Source organism: Streptococcus parasanguinis, assembly GCF_032163505.1.
Lineage (GTDB): Bacteria > Bacillota > Bacilli > Lactobacillales > Streptococcaceae > Streptococcus > Streptococcus parasanguinis_V.
Genome location: NZ_CP134147.1, coordinates 1,403,632 through 1,423,296, shown reverse-complemented (window position 1 = coordinate 1,423,296; position 19,665 = coordinate 1,403,632). Strand labels below are relative to the sequence as shown.

General features: G+C 41.9%; 19 protein-coding genes. 15 read left to right on the top strand and 4 right to left on the bottom strand.

Translation table 11 applies throughout. The annotated features are described in order from the left end of the window. Positions 1-106: 106 nt before the first annotated feature. The 7 genes from RIN70_RS07205 (at position 107) to RIN70_RS07175 (ending at position 6,191) form a co-directional block, all read left to right on the top strand. Positions 107-2,263, top strand: a complete 2,157-nt coding sequence (locus RIN70_RS07205; protein ID WP_390897814.1) for a Tex family protein — start codon at positions 107-109, stop codon at positions 2,261-2,263. Then, a complete protein-coding gene (locus tag RIN70_RS07200) occupies positions 2,250-2,705 on the top strand; it encodes a SprT family protein (RefSeq protein ID WP_195189469.1) in 456 nt (151 codons plus the stop codon). The genes RIN70_RS07205 and RIN70_RS07200 overlap by 14 nt, the downstream gene beginning before the upstream one ends. Before the next feature lie 74 nt (positions 2,706-2,779). Continuing rightward, a complete protein-coding gene (locus RIN70_RS07195) occupies positions 2,780-3,061 on the top strand; it encodes a PspC domain-containing protein (protein WP_070588801.1) in 282 nt (93 codons plus the stop codon). Between the two features lie 558 nt (positions 3,062-3,619). Further along, positions 3,620-4,552, top strand: a complete 933-nt coding sequence (hprK, locus tag RIN70_RS07190; RefSeq protein ID WP_023918696.1) for an HPr(Ser) kinase/phosphatase — start codon at positions 3,620-3,622, stop codon at positions 4,550-4,552. Then, positions 4,549-5,331, top strand: coding sequence for a prolipoprotein diacylglyceryl transferase (gene lgt, locus RIN70_RS07185; RefSeq protein WP_155199970.1), 783 nt, complete (start codon positions 4,549-4,551; stop codon positions 5,329-5,331). The genes hprK and lgt overlap by 4 nt, the downstream gene beginning before the upstream one ends. 3 nt (positions 5,332-5,334) lie before the next feature. Further along, positions 5,335-5,718: a DUF948 domain-containing protein gene (locus RIN70_RS07180; protein ID WP_031573975.1), complete on the top strand. Its 384-nt coding sequence runs from the start codon at positions 5,335-5,337 to the stop codon at positions 5,716-5,718. A gap of 14 nt (positions 5,719-5,732) precedes the next feature. After that, on the top strand, positions 5,733-6,191 hold the full coding sequence (locus RIN70_RS07175) for a YtxH domain-containing protein (protein ID WP_070674971.1): 459 nt from the start codon (positions 5,733-5,735) through the stop codon (positions 6,189-6,191). 371 nt (positions 6,192-6,562) lie between these two features. Here RIN70_RS07175 and RIN70_RS07170 read toward each other — a convergent pair whose 3' ends face one another. Further along, positions 6,563-6,856: a DUF3270 family protein gene (locus tag RIN70_RS07170; protein WP_045759686.1), complete on the bottom strand. Its 294-nt coding sequence runs from the start codon at positions 6,854-6,856 to the stop codon at positions 6,563-6,565. Positions 6,857-6,985: 129 nt separating this feature from the next. Here RIN70_RS07170 and RIN70_RS07165 point away from each other — a divergent pair, with 129 nt between their 5' ends. Together RIN70_RS07165 and RIN70_RS07160 are read left to right on the top strand one after the other, a co-directional pair. Next, complete coding sequence (locus RIN70_RS07165) at positions 6,986-7,915, top strand: peptidase U32 family protein (protein ID WP_024055224.1); 930 nt, start codon at positions 6,986-6,988, stop codon at positions 7,913-7,915. Between the two features lie 96 nt (positions 7,916-8,011). Further along, positions 8,012-9,298, top strand: coding sequence for a peptidase U32 family protein (locus tag RIN70_RS07160; RefSeq protein ID WP_003002878.1), 1,287 nt, complete (start codon positions 8,012-8,014; stop codon positions 9,296-9,298). A gap of 15 nt (positions 9,299-9,313) precedes the next feature. Here RIN70_RS07160 and RIN70_RS07155 read toward each other — a convergent pair whose 3' ends face one another. Next, complete coding sequence (locus tag RIN70_RS07155; protein ID WP_313790499.1) at positions 9,314-9,646, bottom strand: hypothetical protein; 333 nt, start codon at positions 9,644-9,646, stop codon at positions 9,314-9,316. A gap of 90 nt (positions 9,647-9,736) precedes the next feature. Between RIN70_RS07155 and RIN70_RS07150 the strand changes: the two genes are divergently transcribed. The 3 genes from RIN70_RS07150 (at position 9,737) to RIN70_RS07140 (ending at position 11,997) form a co-directional block, all read left to right on the top strand. Next, positions 9,737-9,949 (top strand): YdbC family protein, encoded by a 213-nt coding sequence (locus tag RIN70_RS07150; protein ID WP_003002541.1) that lies wholly within the window; start codon positions 9,737-9,739, stop codon positions 9,947-9,949. A 161-nt stretch (positions 9,950-10,110) separates the two neighbouring features. Further along, on the top strand, positions 10,111-11,253 hold the full coding sequence (locus tag RIN70_RS07145) for a 5-methyltetrahydropteroyltriglutamate--homocysteine S-methyltransferase (protein WP_049482785.1): 1,143 nt from the start codon (positions 10,111-10,113) through the stop codon (positions 11,251-11,253). 12 nt (positions 11,254-11,265) lie between these two features. Next, positions 11,266-11,997, top strand: a complete 732-nt coding sequence (locus RIN70_RS07140; protein WP_003015569.1) for a cyclase family protein — start codon at positions 11,266-11,268, stop codon at positions 11,995-11,997. A 493-nt stretch (positions 11,998-12,490) separates the two neighbouring features. On the opposite strand, the gene RIN70_RS07135 is transcribed toward RIN70_RS07140, so the two are convergent. Further along, positions 12,491-14,395 carry an LPXTG cell wall anchor domain-containing protein gene (locus tag RIN70_RS07135; RefSeq protein WP_313790498.1) on the bottom strand — a complete coding sequence of 635 codons (1,905 nt, stop codon included), beginning with the start codon at positions 14,393-14,395 and terminating at the stop codon, positions 12,491-12,493. Between the two features lie 307 nt (positions 14,396-14,702). Next, positions 14,703-16,052 (bottom strand): glutathione-disulfide reductase, encoded by a 1,350-nt coding sequence (gene gorA / locus RIN70_RS07130; RefSeq protein ID WP_118227960.1) that lies wholly within the window; start codon positions 16,050-16,052, stop codon positions 14,703-14,705. A gap of 179 nt (positions 16,053-16,231) precedes the next feature. On the opposite strand from gorA, the gene RIN70_RS07125 reads away from it, so the two are divergent. The 3 genes from RIN70_RS07125 to RIN70_RS07115 are packed head-to-tail and all read left to right on the top strand — an operon-like array spanning position 16,232 to position 19,411. Then, positions 16,232-17,389 carry an efflux RND transporter periplasmic adaptor subunit gene (locus tag RIN70_RS07125; RefSeq protein ID WP_195623513.1) on the top strand — a complete coding sequence of 386 codons (1,158 nt, stop codon included), beginning with the start codon at positions 16,232-16,234 and terminating at the stop codon, positions 17,387-17,389. After that, entirely contained in the window at positions 17,373-18,068 is a 696-nt protein-coding gene (locus tag RIN70_RS07120) for an ABC transporter ATP-binding protein (protein WP_003002759.1), read from the top strand. The genes RIN70_RS07125 and RIN70_RS07120 overlap by 17 nt, the downstream gene beginning before the upstream one ends. Beyond that, a complete protein-coding gene (locus tag RIN70_RS07115) occupies positions 18,068-19,411 on the top strand; it encodes an ABC transporter permease (RefSeq protein WP_118227962.1) in 1,344 nt (447 codons plus the stop codon). The genes RIN70_RS07120 and RIN70_RS07115 overlap by 1 nt, the downstream gene beginning before the upstream one ends. The last annotated feature ends 254 nt before the right edge of the window (positions 19,412-19,665 follow it).

Genomic DNA, 19,665 nt, shown 5'->3' with positions numbered 1-19,665 from the left:
GAAAGAGCAAGGGGGAAATGGAGTATAAAAGGAAAGATCCATAGGGCCAAAATTATTCTATGAAAAATCCCTGAAACAGAGACCAGAACAGGCGATCTCCCCTTTGATGGTAGCAAAATATGCTATAATAGAAGCTATGGATAAATATGAAAAAATAGCCCAAGAATTGGGTGTTAGCTTAAAACAAATCGATACCGTATTGAGTCTGACCGCAGAAGGCTCAACCATTCCTTTTATTGCCCGCTATCGAAAAGATATGACGGGAAATTTAGATGAAGTAGCGATTAAGGCCATTATTGACCGGGACAAATCCTTAACGGCTCTGGCTGAACGAAAGGAAACCGTCCTTGCTAAGATTGAGGAACAAGGCAAACTGACAGAGGCGCTCAAGCAGGCTATTGAGGCTGCTGAAAAATTAGCGGATGTCGAAGAGCTTTATCTCCCTTATAAGGAAAAACGGCGGACAAAGGCGACGATTGCCCGAGAAGCAGGACTTTTCCCCTTGGCACGCCTCATTTTGCAAAATAGTCCAAACTTGGAAGTAGAGGCTCAGAAATTTACCTGTGAGGCCTTCCCAACTGAAACTGCGGCTTTAGCTGGTGCAGTGGATATTCTGGTAGAAGCTATTTCAGAGGATACCCAATTACGGGCCCTCACCTATCAAGAAATTCATGGGTATTCCCTCATGACGTCAACCTTGAAGGATGAAAGCTTAGATCCTAAGAGAACCTTTGAAATCTATTATGATTTTTCTGAGAAGATCAAGAGTATGCAAGGCTACCGGACCCTGGCGCTCAATCGTGGGGAAAAATTGGGCGTTCTCAAAGTTGGATTCGAGCATCAACTGGATCGGATCATTCGTATTTTTGAGGCTCGTTTTAAAACGAAAAATGCCTATATCGATGAGGTTATTCAACAGGCGGTTAAGAAAAAAATCGTTCCCGCGATTGAACGTCGGATTCGGACAGAGTTGACGGAGGTGGCAGAAGACGGAGCCATTCAATTGTTCTCTGAGAATCTACGGAATCTATTGCTCATTCCTCCATTAAAAGGGCGCGTGGTCCTTGGATTTGACCCAGCCTTTCGGACCGGTGCTAAACTAGCCGTTGTCGATGAGACAGGAAAGATGCTTGCCACCCAGGTCATCTATCCAGTTGCTCCTGCAAAACCAGCTCAGATCGAGCAGGCTAAAAAGGATCTGTCTTCCTTGATCAAGGAGTTCGGAGTAGAAATTATTGCGATTGGAAATGGAACCGCCAGCCGTGAAAGTGAGGCCTTTGTCGCAGAGGTGCTTCATGACCATCCAGGAGTTCGCTATGTTATTGTCAATGAAAGCGGAGCCTCTGTCTACTCAGCTAGTGAGTTGGCCCGTCATGAGTTCCCAGAGCTAACCGTTGAAAAACGCTCGGCCATCTCCATTGCCCGCCGCTTGCAAGATCCGCTAGCAGAATTGGTGAAAATCGATGCCAAATCCATCGGTGTCGGTCAATACCAACACGATGTCAATCAGAAAAAACTGACAGAAAGCTTGGATTTCGTGGTAGACACCGTGGTCAACCAAGTTGGGGTCAATATCAATACGGCTAGTCCCTCTCTCTTAGCCCATGTAGCAGGACTCAATAAGACCATCTCTGAAAATATCGTGAAATACCGGGAAGAAGAAGGAATGATTCTTTCACGAGCGCAAATTAAAAAAGTCCCTCGCCTCGGTGCCAAGGCTTTCGAGCAAGCGGCTGGATTCTTACGCATTCCTGAAAGTAAAAATATCTTGGACAATACCGGCGTTCACCCTGAAAGTTACAAGGAAGTTGAAAAACTTTTTCAACTTCTTGAAATTACCGACCTCGATGCATCCGCTCAGGAAAAATTAAAAGCTGTGAACATAAAGGAGATGTCTACTCAGCTGGATCTGGGACCAGAAACCCTGAAAGATATTATTGCCGATCTCCTAAAACCAGGTCGCGATTTGCGGGATTCCTTTGATGCACCCGTGCTCCGTCAGGATGTCTTGGATATTAAAGACCTCCATATAGGCCAAAAATTAGAAGGGGTTGTGCGCAATGTGGTTGACTTTGGGGCCTTTGTCGATATTGGCATTCACGAAGATGGCTTGATTCATATCTCCCATATGAGCAAGCAGTTTATCAAGCATCCAAGCCAGGTCGTATCAGTAGGTGATTTGGTAACCGTCTGGGTGAAGAAGATTGATGTGGAACGCGAAAAAGTCAATCTCAGTTTGGTAGCTCCGAATGAATCTGACTGAGTATGTACGCCAAGTATCCCTAGAAGATTTTGGGAGAGAATTCCGCCATCAAGCAGAGTGGAATTCACGTCTTCAAACTACTGGGGGTCGTTTCTTTCCCAAAGATCGACACCTTGATTTCAACCCGAAAATATACCAAGCTTTCGGGTTAGAGGTCTTTCGTAAAATCGTCCGTCACGAGCTCTGCCATTACCATCTTTACGATCAAGGAAAAGGCTATCGCCACAAAGATCTAGACTTTAAGCAACTTCTCCAGCAAGTGGACGGTCTTCGTTTCACACCTCCTCTACCAGATAGAACTGGGCGAGTCAAGCGGATCTATCTCTATCAATGTCCCCATTGTGGCCAAGAGTATAGACGAAAGCGAAAAATCGATCTGAAGAAATATGCCTGCGGTCGCTGTCACAGCCGCCTGCAATTCCTTGAAATGAGACAAGAGTAAGAATCGGTCTTTAGGCGGATCTCTTTCCAGTTCGACTCTGCTAAAATAGGTCTAACTAGAAAGAGGAAAATCAAATGACATCATCATTTTACAAATTAAAACGACATCGCCTGGTTTCAGGTGTGCTAGCTGGCTTAGCTGATAAATTTGGTCTTAGCGTAACTCTCCTACGCTTCTTGTTTATTCTTTTCACGGTTTCTCATGCCTTTATCGGTGTGATTATCTATTTACTGTTAGATACGACCTTACCTTATAAGGACGAGGAGGAGCAGGAAATATTTGACAATGGCCCTCGACCTCGTCGAAGAAAAGAGGCCGAACCCATCCATGATCAGAATGATAGTCCATTTTTCTAAAAGGAGATGCGAGTGAAGCAGAAGTTCTATTCCCTTGCTTTTATTCTATATATCTTCTTTAGTTTTATAGGACAGTTTTTCATTTTAAATCGTGTTTTTGGAGAAGGAGTTGGAACAGTTTTGATCGGAATGGCCCTTTTTCCACTGGGCATTTGGAATAGTCTCTTCTACCTCTTGTTTCTGCCAACAGAAATGGCTAGAAAGCCACAAATTTATCGGTTTTCGATTTTATTTCTGCCGGTTTTGTATCTGGTTTTCTCCTTGTTGGGGGAGGACCTGCCGTCTTTATGCTCGGATTGATCGCATTCCCTTCAAATGCGGTGGTCTATGCGGTCTCTACCGGAATCAAATCCATGATTACAGATTACTTGCATGGTGAAGGCTAGAGCATTTTTCATATGTTCCCATCATTTCCTAGAGGTTGGAGACCTTTGTCTTCGCCTCTTTTTGCTTGCCTTAAAAAGGAGTTGAAAATGGATCTTTCAAATGACACTTCAGGCTCTCGTCTGAAGAGAAAATCTGCTATAATAGAGAGAGAATTTGAAAAGGGAGAATGATATGGCAGTTACTGTTCGCGATCTACAGGAAAAGCTTCGTCTATCGGTTGTTTATGGGGATGATAGCCTCTTAAGCAAGGAAATTACGACTGCGGACATTTCACGTCCAGGTCTTGAAATGACGGGCTATTTCGACTATTACACACCTGAGCGGATTCAGCTTGTAGGAATGAAAGAATGGTCCTACCTGGTGAAGATGAGCTCTCACAACCGTCATCAGGTCCTGCGCAAGATGTTCCAGCCAGAGACACCTGTCATCATTGTCGCGAGGAATTTAGAAATTCCAGAAGAAATGTTGCGAGCTGCTGAAGAGAAGCAACTAGCCATTTTGAAGAGCAATGTTGCAACGAGTCGTTTATCTGGAGAACTTTCTAGCTATTTGGATAGTCGCCTAGCAGAACGTACGAGTGTACACGGTGTCTTGATGGATATTTATGGGATGGGTGTCTTGATCCAAGGAGATAGCGGAATCGGGAAAAGCGAGACAGGTCTGGAACTTGTCAAGCGGGGTCACCGCCTCGTAGCAGATGACCGAGTTGATATCTATGCGAGAGACGAGATGACCCTTTGGGGAGAGCCAGCTGAAATCCTACGCCACTTACTAGAGATCCGTGGTGTCGGGATTATCGATGTCATGAGTCTTTACGGTGCGAGTGCTGTCAAGGATTCTTCACAAGTCCAAATCGCCGTTTACTTGGAAAATTATGCTAAGGATCAGGTTTATGATCGTCTAGGTAATAATGCAGAAGAATTGGAAATCGGTGGCGTGACTATTCCTCGGATTCGCATCCCTGTGAAGACTGGACGGAACATTTCGGTCGTGATCGAAGCAGCGGCGATGAATGTTCGTGCCAAAGAAATGGGCTATGATGCCACTAAAACCTTTGAAGAACGTCTGTCCCAGTTGATTAGTCAAAATGAGGTGAAGGAATGAATCCAGTAGCCCTTCAATTAGGTCCGATCAGTATTCGTTGGTACGCAATTTGTATTGTCTCTGGCTTGATTCTAGCCGTTTATCTTTCTATGAAAGAAGCACCTCGTAAGAAAATTGATCCAGATGATATCATTGATTTCATTTTGATTGCCTTTCCTCTTGCGATTGTGGGGGCCAGACTCTATTACGTTATTTTCGAATGGGGTTACTATAGCCAGCATCTTAGTGAGATTTTTGCGATCTGGAACGGAGGAATCGCGATTTATGGTGGCCTCTTGACAGGTGCCCTTGTCCTCTATCTATTCTCTCGTAGACGCTTGATTGAGCCAATTGATTTCTTAGATATTGCGGCCCCAAGCGTCATGATTGCACAGAGTATTGGTCGCTGGGGAAACTTCTTTAACCAGGAAGCTTATGGAGCTGCTGTTAAAAGTCTCAACTACCTGCCCTCTTTTATTCGAGATCAAATGTATATAGATGGTAGTTACCGTCAGCCAACGTTCTTATATGAATCCAGTTGGAATCTGCTAGGTTTTCTCTTGATCTTGATTCTTCGTAGGAAGCCACAATTTTTGCGACAAGGTGAGATCACAGCCTTTTACCTTATCTGGTATGGTTTTGGTCGGATGATCATCGAAGGAATGCGGACAGATAGCCTGATGTTTGCGGGCTTACGTGTTTCCCAGTGGTTGTCGATGATCCTGATTCTAGTTGGACTCGCCATCATCATCTACCAACGTCGCAAAAAAGCCCCTTATTATGTAGAAGCAAAGGAGTAATATATGTTTATTGAAATTGCCTACGGCCTCTTAGGCCTTGCCTTAGTAGCGCTTGTCATTTATATGATTTTTTTCCTCTCAAAGATTGGAAAAGTTGTAGATGAGACGCAAAAAACCATCCAAGTTTTGACATCAGATGTCAATGTCACCTTGCATCAGACCAATGATCTATTGGCAAAAGTCAATGTTTTAACGGATGATTTGAATCAAAAAGTTGCAACGATTGACCCACTCTTTACAGCCGTAGCGGATCTTTCAGAGTCTGTTTCAGATTTGAATGATCAAGCCCGTCAATTAGGTTCCAAAGCAGTGTCAGCTGGTGGAAAAACAGTGAAAGCCTCTATCGGATTAAAAGCGATTAAGATGGCTTCAAAATTATTTAAATAGAATCGAGGAAGAATATGGGACGTTTATCTAGTTTATTAATTGGTGTGATTTCAGGTGCTTCAGCAGCCTACTATTTATCAACAGAGCAAGGAAAGAAAGTCACTAAAAAAGTGGTGCGCTTCGTAAAAGATTATCAAGAAGATCCTCAAGAAGTACATGAATCGGTGAAACAAACTGCTAAGGATGTTTCAAAACAAGCAGCAGAAGTGATCCAACAAACCAAAGAAAAAGTTGGTTCTGGAGAAATTACGACAGGAACTGTTTTGGAATCTGTCAAAGAAAAGACGCAAGATGTGGTTGAAAAATCTCAAGAAGTCTATCACTCATTTAAGGATAAACTTCAAAAAGAAAATCTAAGTGGCAATGACTTGGTTCAATCCATTCGCAAACAAACAGAATCAGAAGACATCGTTTTAGAATTGGATGAAAAAAATTCTGAAGAAGCAGCTGAAGAAGAAACAAAAGAAGCATAAAAAATGAGGCTCAGTGAGCCTCTTTTCAGATTGAAGATAAATTCATCTTAGAAACTTTCCTTAAGTGAGTACGGACGTCAGCGAACTTCAAAGAAGTTCCATGACTTAGTTTTGAACCTAAAGTTTCAAAACTCCCGAGTGCCTGAAACATAATTGTTTCAGGCACTTTTCTCACGGCGGAAAGTTTCAAAAGATCATTGAATAACTTTAACTCATAAAAAGTATTTATTCTTATAGAATTCCTAGGAAGCCTTTGAATTATCAAACACCATACCAATTTTTTCTGAGTTACATGAAAAGTCTAACTTAATTTGACAACTTAGGAATTAAAAAAATTCGAGTAAATAAAAAAAATCAGGCGAACCTGATTTTTATTTTTTTCGTTTATTGTAGTAAATTCGGAACCCTTGAATACTAGCAAAGCTAGAACCAATCGCTAAAGCAAACGCAAAGAAAGTATTCATTTTTGTTGCTAAAAAGACAAAACTAAATACAACCGTCAACACACAGAAAATAGCGATATTTAAAAAATATAGCAATTCACTTAATTGAGGTGCGGGTTCAACTTCAGGAGCATAGTCCTGAATAGGGGTTTCTTGGGTTTGTTTGGTTAATTCGATATAATCGAATTCTTCATTATAGTGTCTTAAATTTCTTACGGGCATTTTCTCTCTCCTAACAGTACTCTATTATTCTATCATGAATTCAGGTATATAAATGTTACAAAAATGTTACAAATTTTACAAAATGAATAAATTTTTCTAGAATATCGGAATTTTTGTTATAATGGTTCTATGAAAAATATTATTATTACAGCAACAGCAGAGAGTGTTGAGCAAGCGCAAGCCCTGATTGATGCAGGGGTTGACCGAATCTATGTCGGTGAAAAAGACTACGGATTACGATTGCCTCAAACTTTAAGCTATGACGAAATAAATCGAATTGCCCAACTGGTCCATGCTGCTGGTATAGAATTGACAGTAGCTGTAAATGCACTCATGCACCAATCGATGATGGATTCAATCAAGCCTTTCCTAGATTTTCTAAAGGAAATTCAGGCTGATTATATTACTGTCGGAGATGCGGGCGTTTTTTATGTCTTGAAACGAGATGGCTATCCATTCAAAACCATCTACGATGCATCAACCATGGTTACTTCTAGTCGCCAGATCAATTTCTGGGGAAAACAAGCAGGAGCTTCTGAGGCTGTTTTGGCTCGTGAGATTCCATCTGCCGAATTATTCGTAATGGCTGAGAATCTTCAGATTCCAGCAGAAGTCTTGGTCTATGGTGCTAGCATTATCCACCATTCGAAACGACCTCTTCTTCAGAATTATTACAACTTTATCAAGACAGAAGAATCTGTGACCAAAGATCGCGATCTGTTCTTAGCAGAACCAGGAGATCCCAATTCCCATTATTCAGTCTATGAAGACAAACATGGAACCCATATCTTCTCAAATAATGACTTGAATATGATGACCAAATTGTCTGAGTTGGTAGAACATGGCTTTGATCATTGGAAACTCGATGGTGTCTACTGTCCGGGTGAAAACTTTGTCAAGATTACAGAGTACTTTGTCAAGGCCCGTGATTTGATTCAAAATGGAACATTTACACAGGATCAAGCCTATCTGTTTGATGAAGAAATCCGCAAATTACATCCAGCTAATCGTGGTTTGGATACTGGTTTCTATGATTATGAACCAGATCGTGTAAAATAACAAATAATACTAGGGCTTCTTCGTTTGTGAGTTTTCCTTTTTCAGGGAACGAAGAGGCTATTCATCATATCGACAATCTTGTAAATTGGAGAAAACATGACAAATACAAAAAAACGTCCAGAGGTTTTGGTACCTGCTGGAACATTAGAAAAATTAAAAGTTGCCGTTAATTATGGGGCAGACGCTGTGTTCGTTGGTGGACAAGCCTATGGTTTGCGTAGCCGTGCCGGAAACTTCACCATGGATGAGCTTCGTGAAGGAATTGAGTATGCTCATGCCCGTGGAGTGGATGTGCACGTCGCTTCAAACATGGTGACCCATGAGGGAAATGAACAAGGGGCTGGTGAATGGTTCCGTGAATTACGGGATATGGGCCTTGATGCCGTGATCGTTTCAGACCCGGCCTTGATTGAAATCTGTGCAACCTATGCACCTGGACTCAATATTCACTTGTCTACACAAGCTTCTGCAACCAATGTGGAGACCTTCCATTTCTGGAAAGAATATGGCTTGACCCGTGTCGTCTTGGCCCGTGAGGTATCCATGGAAGAGTTGGCAGAGATCCGTAAGCGTACCGATCTTGAGATCGAAGCCTTCGTTCATGGAGCCATGTGTATTTCTTATTCCGGACGTTGTACCCTTTCTAACCACATGTCTGACCGGGATGCCAACCGTGGTGGCTGTTCTCAATCTTGCCGTTGGAAATACGATCTCTACGATATGCCATTTGGCCAAGAACGCAAGAGTATCAAAGGACAAGTCCCGGAAGAATATTCTATGTCAGCCGTGGACATGTGTATGATCGAAAATATTCCAGACATGATTGACAATGGGGTTGATAGCTTGAAGATTGAAGGCCGGATGAAATCTGTTCATTACGTATCAACAGTAGCCAACTGTTACAAGGCAGCTTGTGATGCCTATATGGAAAGTCCAGAAGCCTTTTATGCCATCAAGGATGATTTGATCAATGAATTGTGGAAGGTTGCTCAACGTGAATTAGCAACTGGATTCTACTACCAAACACCGACTGAAAATGAACAATTGTTTGGGGCACGTCGTAAGATTCCTCAATACAAATTTGTAGGAGAAGTGGTTGACTTTGATCCATCTACCATGACTGCAACAATTCGCCAACGGAATGTCATCAATGAAGGCGACCAAGTGGAATTCTACGGACCAGGCTTCCGTCATTTTGAATGCCAGATCCAAGACTTGCATGATAAGGATGGAGTGAAGATTGATCGCGCACCAAATCCGATGGAACTTCTTACGATCACCGTTCCACAAGAAGTCAAGCCAGGAGATATGATTCGTTCTTGCCAGGAAGGTTTAATCAATCTCTACTCAAAAGATGGGGCAAGTAAAACTGTTCGAGTATAACAAAAAAAGAGAGGGTTAAACCTCTCCTTTTTGTTGGGCGATGCGAATATTATTGGGGACTAAACTGATTTTCTGGATCTCAGAAATCCGAATAATCGTGGACATACTCTTCTTGAAATTTTTCACGATCAGTTGTCGGCGTTCTTTGTCATACTTGACAATATCGCCTGTAAAACTCTTGTTTGAAAAAATAACATGTACCCCTTGTTTTTTTCGCAATGCTTGTTGAATGATGTCAATAATTCTCTCATCTTCTAATGGGGCAGGGGTACTGACTTTTCCATTGAAAAATTCATTTGCTCGGTCTTTAACGATCTCGAGAAATTTTTTCATAGCTAAATTCTCCATAACTTGATACAATATATTATAGATAATTTCAACGATTTTGTAAATGATTTACGAATATTAGAGATGAGAAGGCAAGAAAGGAGTCGTGAAATGGCAGAATTTTCATTCCAAATTGAAGAACATTTACTGGTCTTGTCAGAAAACGACAAGGGTTGGACCAAAGAATTGAACCGTGTGAGTTTTAATGGTGCTCCTGCTAAGTATGATATCCGGACCTGGAGTCCTGACCATACAAAGATGGGAAAAGGCATTACACTCACGAACGAAGAGTTCCAAGTCATGCTCGATGCATTTAAAAATTAAGAAAAGGGGTCCTTCAAGGACTTCTTTTTTTGTTATAGTCTAAGACTATATAGATATCAAGGATATTAGATTATCCCAAACCCTTGTTTATCAAGTATTGGACTGCTATAATGGTTGCATTGATGAATTAATGTAAAACTTATAGGAAAGAGGGATTCATATTGACACATGCACATGCACCTTATCGCGTTGACCATGTTGGTTCATTTCTTCGTCCAGCTACTTTGGTTCAGGCTCGTGAAGATTTCGCAGCTGGAAAAATCAGTCAGGCTGACTTAACAAAAGTAGAAGATCAGGCGATTCGTGACCTCGTTGAAAAAGAAATTGCTGCTGGTCTGAAGTCAGTAACAGATGGAGAATTCCGCCGAGCTTATTGGCATTTGGATTTCTTCTGGGGCTTTGGTGGCATTGATCATGTCCAAGCTGCCCAAGGCTATCAATTCCATGATGAAACAACCAAGGCGGACTCAGCGCTTGTAGTTGGAAAAATCACAGGAGCCAATCATCCATTTGTAGAGCATTACAAGTTCTTGAGGGATCTTGTGGCAGATGTAGATGGTGTAGAGGCTAAATATACCATTCCAGCTCCTGCGCAATTCTATTTTGAATTGATCCGTGATGCAGAACATGTAGAACAATTGAATACCATCTATCCTGATTTTGCGGCTGTTCGTGAAGATATCAAGCAAGCCTATCTTCAAGTGATTCAAGATTTGTATGATGCAGGACTTCGGACCCTTCAAGTAGATGACTGTACGTGGGGTGTCTTGGTAGATGATAATTTCTTGACGGCTTGGGGAGCAGCTCAAGGCAAGTCAAAAGATGAGGTTCGCCGAGAACTCGCTGATCTCTTCTTGACCTTTAACAACGATGTCTACCAACATGTTCCAGCTGGTTTAACTGTCAATACGCACGTTTGTCGTGGGAACTTCCATTCCACTTGGGCTTCATCAGGTGGTTATGCGCCGATTGCCAAAGAACTCCTTGGAGAAGAAGCGGTCAATGCTTACTTCCTTGAGTTTGATACCGATCGTGCCGGTGGTTTTGAACCACTTGCGGAAGTAACCCCTGGTAAAGGAGTGGTGTTAGGCCTCTTGACATCTAAGAGTGGTCAATTGGAGAACAAGGACGAAGTGATTGCTCGTATTAAAGAAGCGAGTCAGTATGTACCGTTGGAAAATCTTTACCTGTCTACTCAGTGTGGCTTTGCTTCGACAGAAGAAGGAAACATTTTGACAGAAGAAGACCAATGGAAAAAAATCGGTTTGATTAAGGAAATTGTCGCTGAAGTTTGGGGCGAATAAGGAGAAAGAAACATGTCAGATTTACTAAGTATTTATAAAGAATTGCAAGCTAAAAAATGGGTGGACTTGAGTCACCAAATCAATGCGGAAAGTCCACACTTCCCAGCCCTTCCTGCCTTGCAACAAGAAGACCTTTTTACATTAAAAGATGGTTTCCATGTTCAAAAATTTACAGTGGTTGGTCAATACGGAACGCATATTGATGCACCGATTCACTTTGTAGAAGGGGGCCGTTGGTTGGATGAGATTGACCTCAAAGATCTCCTCTTGCCACTCTATGTTATCGACAAGTCTAAAGAAGTTGCAGCCAATCCAAACTTTATCTTGAGCAAACAAGATATCTTAGACTTTGAGGCAGAGCATGGACAAATTGCCGAGGGTGCTTTTGTTGCCTTCCGTAGTGATTGGTCAAAACGTTGGCCAGATCAAGATGCTATGCGTAACCTAGATGAAAATGGGGTTCAACAAAGTCCAGGATGGAGCCGTGAAGCCTTGGAATTCTTGATTCATGAACGCCATGTCAAGGCTGTTGGTCATGAAACCTTTGATACCGATGCAGGTATTCCAGCAGCAGAGCATGGCTTGGTCAATGAATACTACCTCTTGGAACAAAATATCTACCAAGTTGAAGTTTTGAACCAATTGGACCAAGTTCCAGCTGTAGGTGCTTTGATTTCGATTGCTTTCCCTCACTGGGACAAGGCAACTGGTTCACCTGTCCGTGCCATTGCCATCTTACCATAAACAAAGAGAAAAGCTTGAAGACAGACGTCGCATTTGGACGTTTGTCTTTTTGTATTTTCGAAACTATTTTCGTTATCATCTGATATTCCATCTAAAAAACTGATCTAGAAAAAATAAAAAGGAATTTTCATTAATTATTTTGCCAATTTTTTGAGATGTAGACGTAACGGTGTAAGCCAAATTTTTATAGGGCTTACACAAAGAAAAGAGAGTGGGACAGAAATCGGTAATTCGTTAGAATTCGATTTCGTCGTCCCACCTCCGCACAGTTGAGTAGGGCTGTAAAAGCTGATGAAATCAGCGTAGTAGAGCCCACTCAACCACTGCGTCTTGCTCGACAATCCAAAAATAATTGAGAGGCTAGGACTTTTGTCCCAGCCTCTTTTTATCTATCAGAGAGAGCTAAAAATTTCTCTCTTTGTTAGTTGAACTATTTGTTAAGATGCATTGAAAATCTATTTCGTTAGAAAATTGACTATTTTTAATGAATAAATTATTGACGAGTCAATTTCCGTTTGATTCCAACAGCACCTGCTAAGACAAGAATTCCAGAGAAGACGAGTCCAGATGCAACAACTTCACCTGTGTTTGGAAGAAGCGATTTGCGACCTCCCCCATTGTTTCCACCATTTGAACCTGGCGCACTTGGTGTCGTTGTGGTACCAGAATGACTAGGTTTATTTGGATTTTCTGTTGTGGATGAAGAAGTCTTAGGCTCTGCAGTAGTAGTAGTTGTTGTTGTTGTGTCTTCCTCACTACTATTGTGGTTTTCTGGTTCTTCTGGTGTTGTAGTTGGAGGAGTCTCAGGCGTAGTAGTTACAGTAGTCTTAGGCTCCTCTGTTGAAACAGTTGTAGTAGGAGTCTCAGGCGTAGTAGTTACAGTAGTCTTAGGCTCTTCTGTTGAAACAGTTGTAGCAGGAGTCTCAGGCGTAGTAGTTGTGGTAGTCGACTCTTGAGTCGTAGTAGTTGTGGTAGTCGACTCTTGAGTCGTAGTAGTTGTGGTAGTAGGCTCTTGAGTCGTAGTAGTTGTAGGCTCTTGAGTCGTAGTAGTTGTAGTTGTAGGCTCTTGAGTCGTAGTAGTTGTGGTAGTAGGCTCTTGAGTCGTAGTAGTTGTAGTTGTAGGCTCTTGAGTCGTAGTAGTTGTAGTTGTAGGCTCTTGAGTCGTAGTAGTTGTAGTTGTAGGCTCTTGAGTCGTAGTAGTTGTAGTTGTAGGCTCTTGAGTCGTAGTAGTTGTGGTAGTAGGCTCTTGAGTCGTAGTAGTTGTGGTAGTAGGCTCTTGAGTCGTAGTGGTTGTGGTTGTAGGCTCTTGAGTCGTAGTGGTTGTAGTAGTTGGCTCTTGAGTCGTAGTGGTTGTAGTAGTTGGCTCTTGAGTCGTAGTAGTTGTAGTAGTTGTAGTGGTTGATGTCATATCGCCATCCACTCCACCGTTTGCATTAATATTTGCAACAGATGCATTGACTTCCTTTGCAACAACTGCTTGCTCACCTTTAACGTGATACCATACCTTAGTATTGTTTAAGAAATTCTTTTGATTTTCATTCTCTACTTTAGTCTGGTAAAAGATCAGGACACCAGTCTTATTAATTTCACTTTGAGGAATCGTAACTGTAATTTTTCCTGCAGCATCAACTGTGAATGTTGATCCAGGAAAGGCTGCTAAGAAATCGTCGATAGCAGTTGAGCCACCGTAATATCCTGGTTTGTTACCTGTAGTAGTAATACTAAAACTATCTTTTACAAGTGAATGACCACCTTGGATGTCATCTTCAACACGAACATCACCATCTACATCTAAGTTCATTGCATTAATGGTTAGTGTCCAAAGAATATGTTCAGGATCATTCGCGTGCATATCTCCCGCTTTGAGATAGAATGGAGCGCTGTTAACACCAGTAGCTATTTTCTTAACGTTTAATTCTACTTTTCTAGCTCCACTAATAATAGTGAATTTTCCAACATGCTCCTTATCGGTTGCTGTATCGTTATGACCCTCAATCTCAAACTCACCCCAACCGCGAATGTTTTGAAGGTTTTTGATAGCTTCATTGAAAGTAACTGTCGCAGATCCATCTGTAATGACCATGTCTCCAACGTAAGTTCCGTCAATACTTAATGGAATAGTCTTTTTAAATCCTATCCCAAAGACTGTTCCAGAACTAGTCCAATTAACTTTTAATGTATCCCCCGGTTGAATCTTTTGTGCATGCTCATCAAATGTAAACTTAACAGTTGTTTGTCCACCATCTGTGATTTCTTCTGATGAAACAGTAAGTGAGCTAATATTGTTGCTGACATCGCCAGCTTTTACCATATCAGATTGCGATAATACGATGAATAATAATGGTAAAAATACAATAAAGAAGACTTTGACAAGTCTACTTAGATTCATTTTTTTCATTTTCTTCTCCCATTTTTCTCCAATTATCTACATCAATTTGTATGTTGTTGCCAAAAACTTACAAAATTGAGAAATTTTTATAGGTGTCTTTTAAGACGACATTAATAAAAGTGCACCCCCCACTAGTCTATTTTCAAAAAAGACATCTACAAAGTGAATTATATCACAAATTAGTAAGATTTTAACAATAAAAATATTTTATCTATGAAATTTTAAGGATTTTATTAAAATCAGATAAATGAAAAAGGACTATTGTTTGTTTAAATAGTCCTTTTAGCTTAAAGTGGAACAACTTCAAGCTTATGTTTTATCTCATTGTCACGAATTCTTCGGATCCGGTTGGGTGAATGGCGACGGTTGCGTCGAAATCGGCTTTTGTCGCTCCCATCTTGATAGCAACTGCAAATCCTTGGATCATTTCATCGACTCCGTAGCCAAGACCATGAAGGCCAACGACCCTTTCTTCGGGACCGGCAGTGATGAGTTTGAATTTTGCTTGCTGGCGGTGTTGGGTAACAGCGGTGTACATGGAAGCAAATTGAGAAGTATAGACTTTGATATTCTCTTTACCATAAGTTTGCTGGGCTTCTTCCTCCGTTAGGCCAACGGTTCCAATAGCAGGGTGAGAAAAGACAACGGTTGGGATGTTTGTATAATCCATTTTGGCATTGACTTTTCCATTGAATAGTCGTTCAGAAAGAGTGCGTCCAGCTTTAATAGCGACAGGAGTTAATTCTTTTTCTCCTGTAACATCCCCAAGAGCATAGATTCCTGGAATAACTGTATTCTGGTATTCATCTACTCCAATGAATCCTTTTTCATTTAAGGTGACGCCTGCAGCTTCTAGATTGAGATCCTGGACGTTTGGTTTTCGTCCTGTTGCCCAGATAACATGATCTGCCACGTGGCTGGTCATATCCTCAAAATAAATCTTAACCCGACCGTCTTCTAATTTTTCAAGCTTCATGGGAACCTTATGTTTGTGAAGCGGAAGGTTTTGTTTTTCCATTTCTTCCATTAAGCCATCGACAATGTAGGAATCAAACTTTCTTAAGGGACGATCACCGCGAACGAAGAGATCGGTCTGAACACCAAGGGCATGGAGCACACCGGCTAGTTCCACTGCGATGTAGCCAGCTCCAATAATGGCAACAGATGTAGGAAGTTCTTCCCAAGCAAAGACATCATCAGACGTTTCGCCAAATTCAGCTCCAGGAACAGAAGGGATAAAAGGATGGGCACCGGTCGCAATCACGATATGCTTGGCCTTAATGGTTTCCCCATTTACCTCAACCGTATGAGCATCCACAAAACGAGCACGTCCTTCAATTCGTTCAACCCCATTGCGTTTGAAACTGCCATCATAGGAATTGCGAGAACGGTCAATATAGGCTTCGCGATTTTTTCTTAAAGTTGCAAAATCAAATCTTGTTTGTTCAGAGGTAAATCCATAGTCTGGTCCATAATCACGAATAGCTTCTGCAATTTGTGCACCATACCACATAATCTTTTTAGGCACACATCCTCTGTTGACACAGGTTCCACCCAGTTGTTTTTCTTCAATGACGGCAGCCCGCGCTCCGTACTCCCCAGCCCGGTTCATCGTAGCGATTCCTCCACTACCTCCACCGATTGAAATAATATCAAATTCTTTCATGTTTTCCTCCTAAATGGGATTTCAGTTTGATTGTAATATCAATTGTTACAAAAGTCAAGGGTTTAGCATGTTCCCAAGCATTTAAATTTCATTTTGCTGTGTCAATTTTAGATAGAAAAGTAAGGAAATATGGTATACTATGGTATAGAATAAAACGCTTTCTTTGATGGAGAAAAACGATGAAGAAATTGAAAAAATGGCAACTATTTACAGCTGCAGGTGCAGCAATTGTGGTGATTGGAACAGGAAGTGTGATGATGTTTTCGCACCCAAGTACTCCTGATCAAGCAATCACGAAAGAAACTCCAATGGTGCAAACGGTCAAGGATGGATCGATCGCTTCTTCAGTCTTGTTAACTGGGAAAGTCACTGCCAACCAGGAACAGTATGTCTTTTTTGATGGAACCAAAGGGGATTTGCAGTCGATTTTGGTCAATGTAGGAGATCAAGTAACAGCCGGTCAGCCGATTGTTCAGTATAGCAGTACAGAGGCTCAAACCGCTTATGATGCAGCCGTTCGTGCTGTCAATAAGGCAGATCGTCAGTTAAATGATTTACTGACAAATGGTGTGACCATTGATACGACAGGAGATGAAGAGGCAGATGACAAATCAGCTTCTCAGACCCAGCGAACAGTCGATTCTCAAGCTAGCGATTTACGAGATGCCAAGTCGGATGCGGTCGATAATATGAACAAGGCTAAGGCTCTTCTGGATGCGACAACAGTTAGGAGTAATACAGATGGTACCGTGGTCGAAGTCAATAAAGATGTTTCAAAATCGACTACAGGGACCAACCAAACTCTGGTTCACATTGTGAGCAACGGGAATTTACAAGTCAAAGGGGAGTTGTCTGAATACAATTTGGCTAATATCTCTGAAGGTCAGGAAGTGGTCCTCACTTCCAAGGTTTATCCGGATAAAACCTGGACAGGAAAGATTTCTTATGTAGCTAACTATCCGACTGACGCGGGTCAAGCAGGTGCCAATGCAACAGGTGGAACACAAGGAAGCGGTGGAGCCAAGTACCCATTTACAGTGGATATTACCAGTGAGATTGGAGAACTCAAACAAGGCTTTTCTGTCAATATTGAAGTCAAAAGTTCTACTCAACATCCCCTTGTTCCCGTGACAAGTGTCATGGCTGATGGGGATACGAGCTATGTATGGACGGTCGAAAATGGCAAGGCTAAGAAAGTAAAAGTGACGCTTGGTAACGCCGATGCTGAAAACCAGGAAATCTTGTCAGGCTTGAAGAAAGATGCTCAAGTTATTGTGAATCCTAATGAGAAACTGGAAGATGGAAAAGAGATCGGAAAATATGACAAAATTGATTGAACTAAAAGGAATCAATAAAACCTATAAAAATGGGGATCAGGAACTTCGTGTCTTAAAAGACATCGATTTAGAAGTCGAAGAGGGAGAATTTGTGGCCATTATGGGTCCATCTGGCTCAGGAAAATCGACCTTGATGAACGTCATTGGCTTGTTGGACCGCCCGACCAGCGGAGAGTATTTCCTAGAAGGTCAGGAGGTTGGAAATCTCAGTGAGAAAAAATTAGCACGTGTTCGTAATGAACAGATCGGTTTTGTCTTTCAACAATTCTTTCTTCTCTCTAAGCTCAATGCCTTTCAAAATGTGGAACTGCCTCTCATTTATGCAGGAGTTCATCCTGCTAAACGGAAGGAATTAGCTGAGCAGTACCTTGAAAAGGTAGAGCTCCATTCTCGCATGCACCATTTGCCTTCAGAACTCTCAGGAGGTCAAAAACAGCGGGTTGCGATTGCCCGAGCCCTTGTCAATCAGCCAGCCATCGTCTTAGCAGATGAGCCGACGGGTGCCCTAGATACCAAGACGGGGGAGCAAATAATGGACTTGTTAACTAAGCTAAACCAAGAAGGAAAAACCATTATCATGGTTACACACGAGCCAGAAATTGCAGCCTTTGCGCATCGTCGCATCGTCATTCGTGATGGAGTGATCTCCTCAGATAGCAAGCTGGAAAGGGGGACCTAATGCAAAATTGGAAATTTGCGATCAGCTCGATTATGAGCCATAAATTACGGTCTTTCTTGACCATGGTGGGGATCATTATTGGGGTTGCTTCTGTCGTTGTCATCATGGCTCTTGGAGATGGAATGAAAGCTGGTGTCACCAAGACCTTCACCAAGGACCAAGAGTATGTACAAATCTCTTATTCTCCCAACAAGAGTGGTTATGTGACAGGAATCAATATTGGCCCTTCTGATGATACTGGAGAAGGAGAAGGCGGAGGCGAAAGTGGCCCTGCAGCTGAAGACCGAGGGATGGCTGCTCCATCGGATATCGATGGGGAAAACGCTGAAGATGTTGATGGTCAAGTCCAAGAAGCACCACCAGTTGTGCAAGAATCTTGGGTTAAGGAATTAACCAAGATTCAAGGCATCGATGGTTACTATGTTAGCAATACCTCCAATGCAACCATTGCTTTTCAAAAGAAAAAAGCAGAAGGGGTAAACATCCAAGGGGTAAATGAAACCTATTTTTCTGTCAAAAAGGTTGAGCTCTTATCTGGACGAAAATTAACCCCTTCAGACTATAGTAATTTCTCCCGGGTGGTGCTCCTTGATGAAGGATTGGCCCAACAATTATTTGGAACGGAGAATCCACTGAATCAGGTGGTCTCTGTTGGGGATAACAATTATCGCGTCGTTGGTATTTTCAAGGATCCAAATGCAGGAACAGCTCTTTACGGAGCTTCCTCAGGTGGAAGTGCCTTGATGGCCAATACCCAGCTGGCATCTGAATTCGGAACGGATGAAATTCAAAATATTGTCGTCCATGTGCCGGATGTGAAACAGATCAAAACCGTTGGGATCGAAGCTGCTCAAAAGTTAACAGAACTTTCAGGTGTTCGCCAGGGAGAATTTCAAATCTTTAATTTGGATAGCATCTTAGAGGAAACCAATAAAGTAGTAGGAATTATGACATCAGTCATCGGAGCTATTGCTGGGATTTCCCTCTTAGTTGGTGGCATTGGAGTCATGAATATCATGTTGGTTTCTGTTACCGAACGGACGAGAGAAATCGGTCTTCGCAAAGCATTGGGAGCAACCAGAGGTAAGATTTTGGTTCAATTTTTGATTGAGTCGATGGTCTTGACCATCATTGGTGGGCTGATTGGACTTGGCCTTGCTTATGGTGTGAATAGCTTGATTACTACACTCGCAGCAGCTTCCCTAGAAGGACCACCGATTATTTCCTTAAATGTCGCCATCGGCAGTATTATTTTCTCTGCTTTTGTAGGCATCATCTTTGGAATTTTACCAGCGAATAAGGCTTCTAAGTTAAACCCGATCGAAGCACTGCGTTATGAATAAAAAAATAGGAGCGGGTCAGGATGAATTGCTTAAGATTCTCCACGCTCCTTTTTGATGCTGTTGTGGAATAGCTTGTCGAAACCTTGTCTTATACAGGTCAAACTATTTGGACAGTCAACGACGGTCTTCAGATGTTTTTGAGTATTCATTCAAGAAGCTGCATTTTTTCTTCCATCTTATTTTTGTTTAATTGGTAAATATTAGTGAATTTCTGGCCTAAATATGATAGAATAGGGGAGAATAACTTAGGAGGT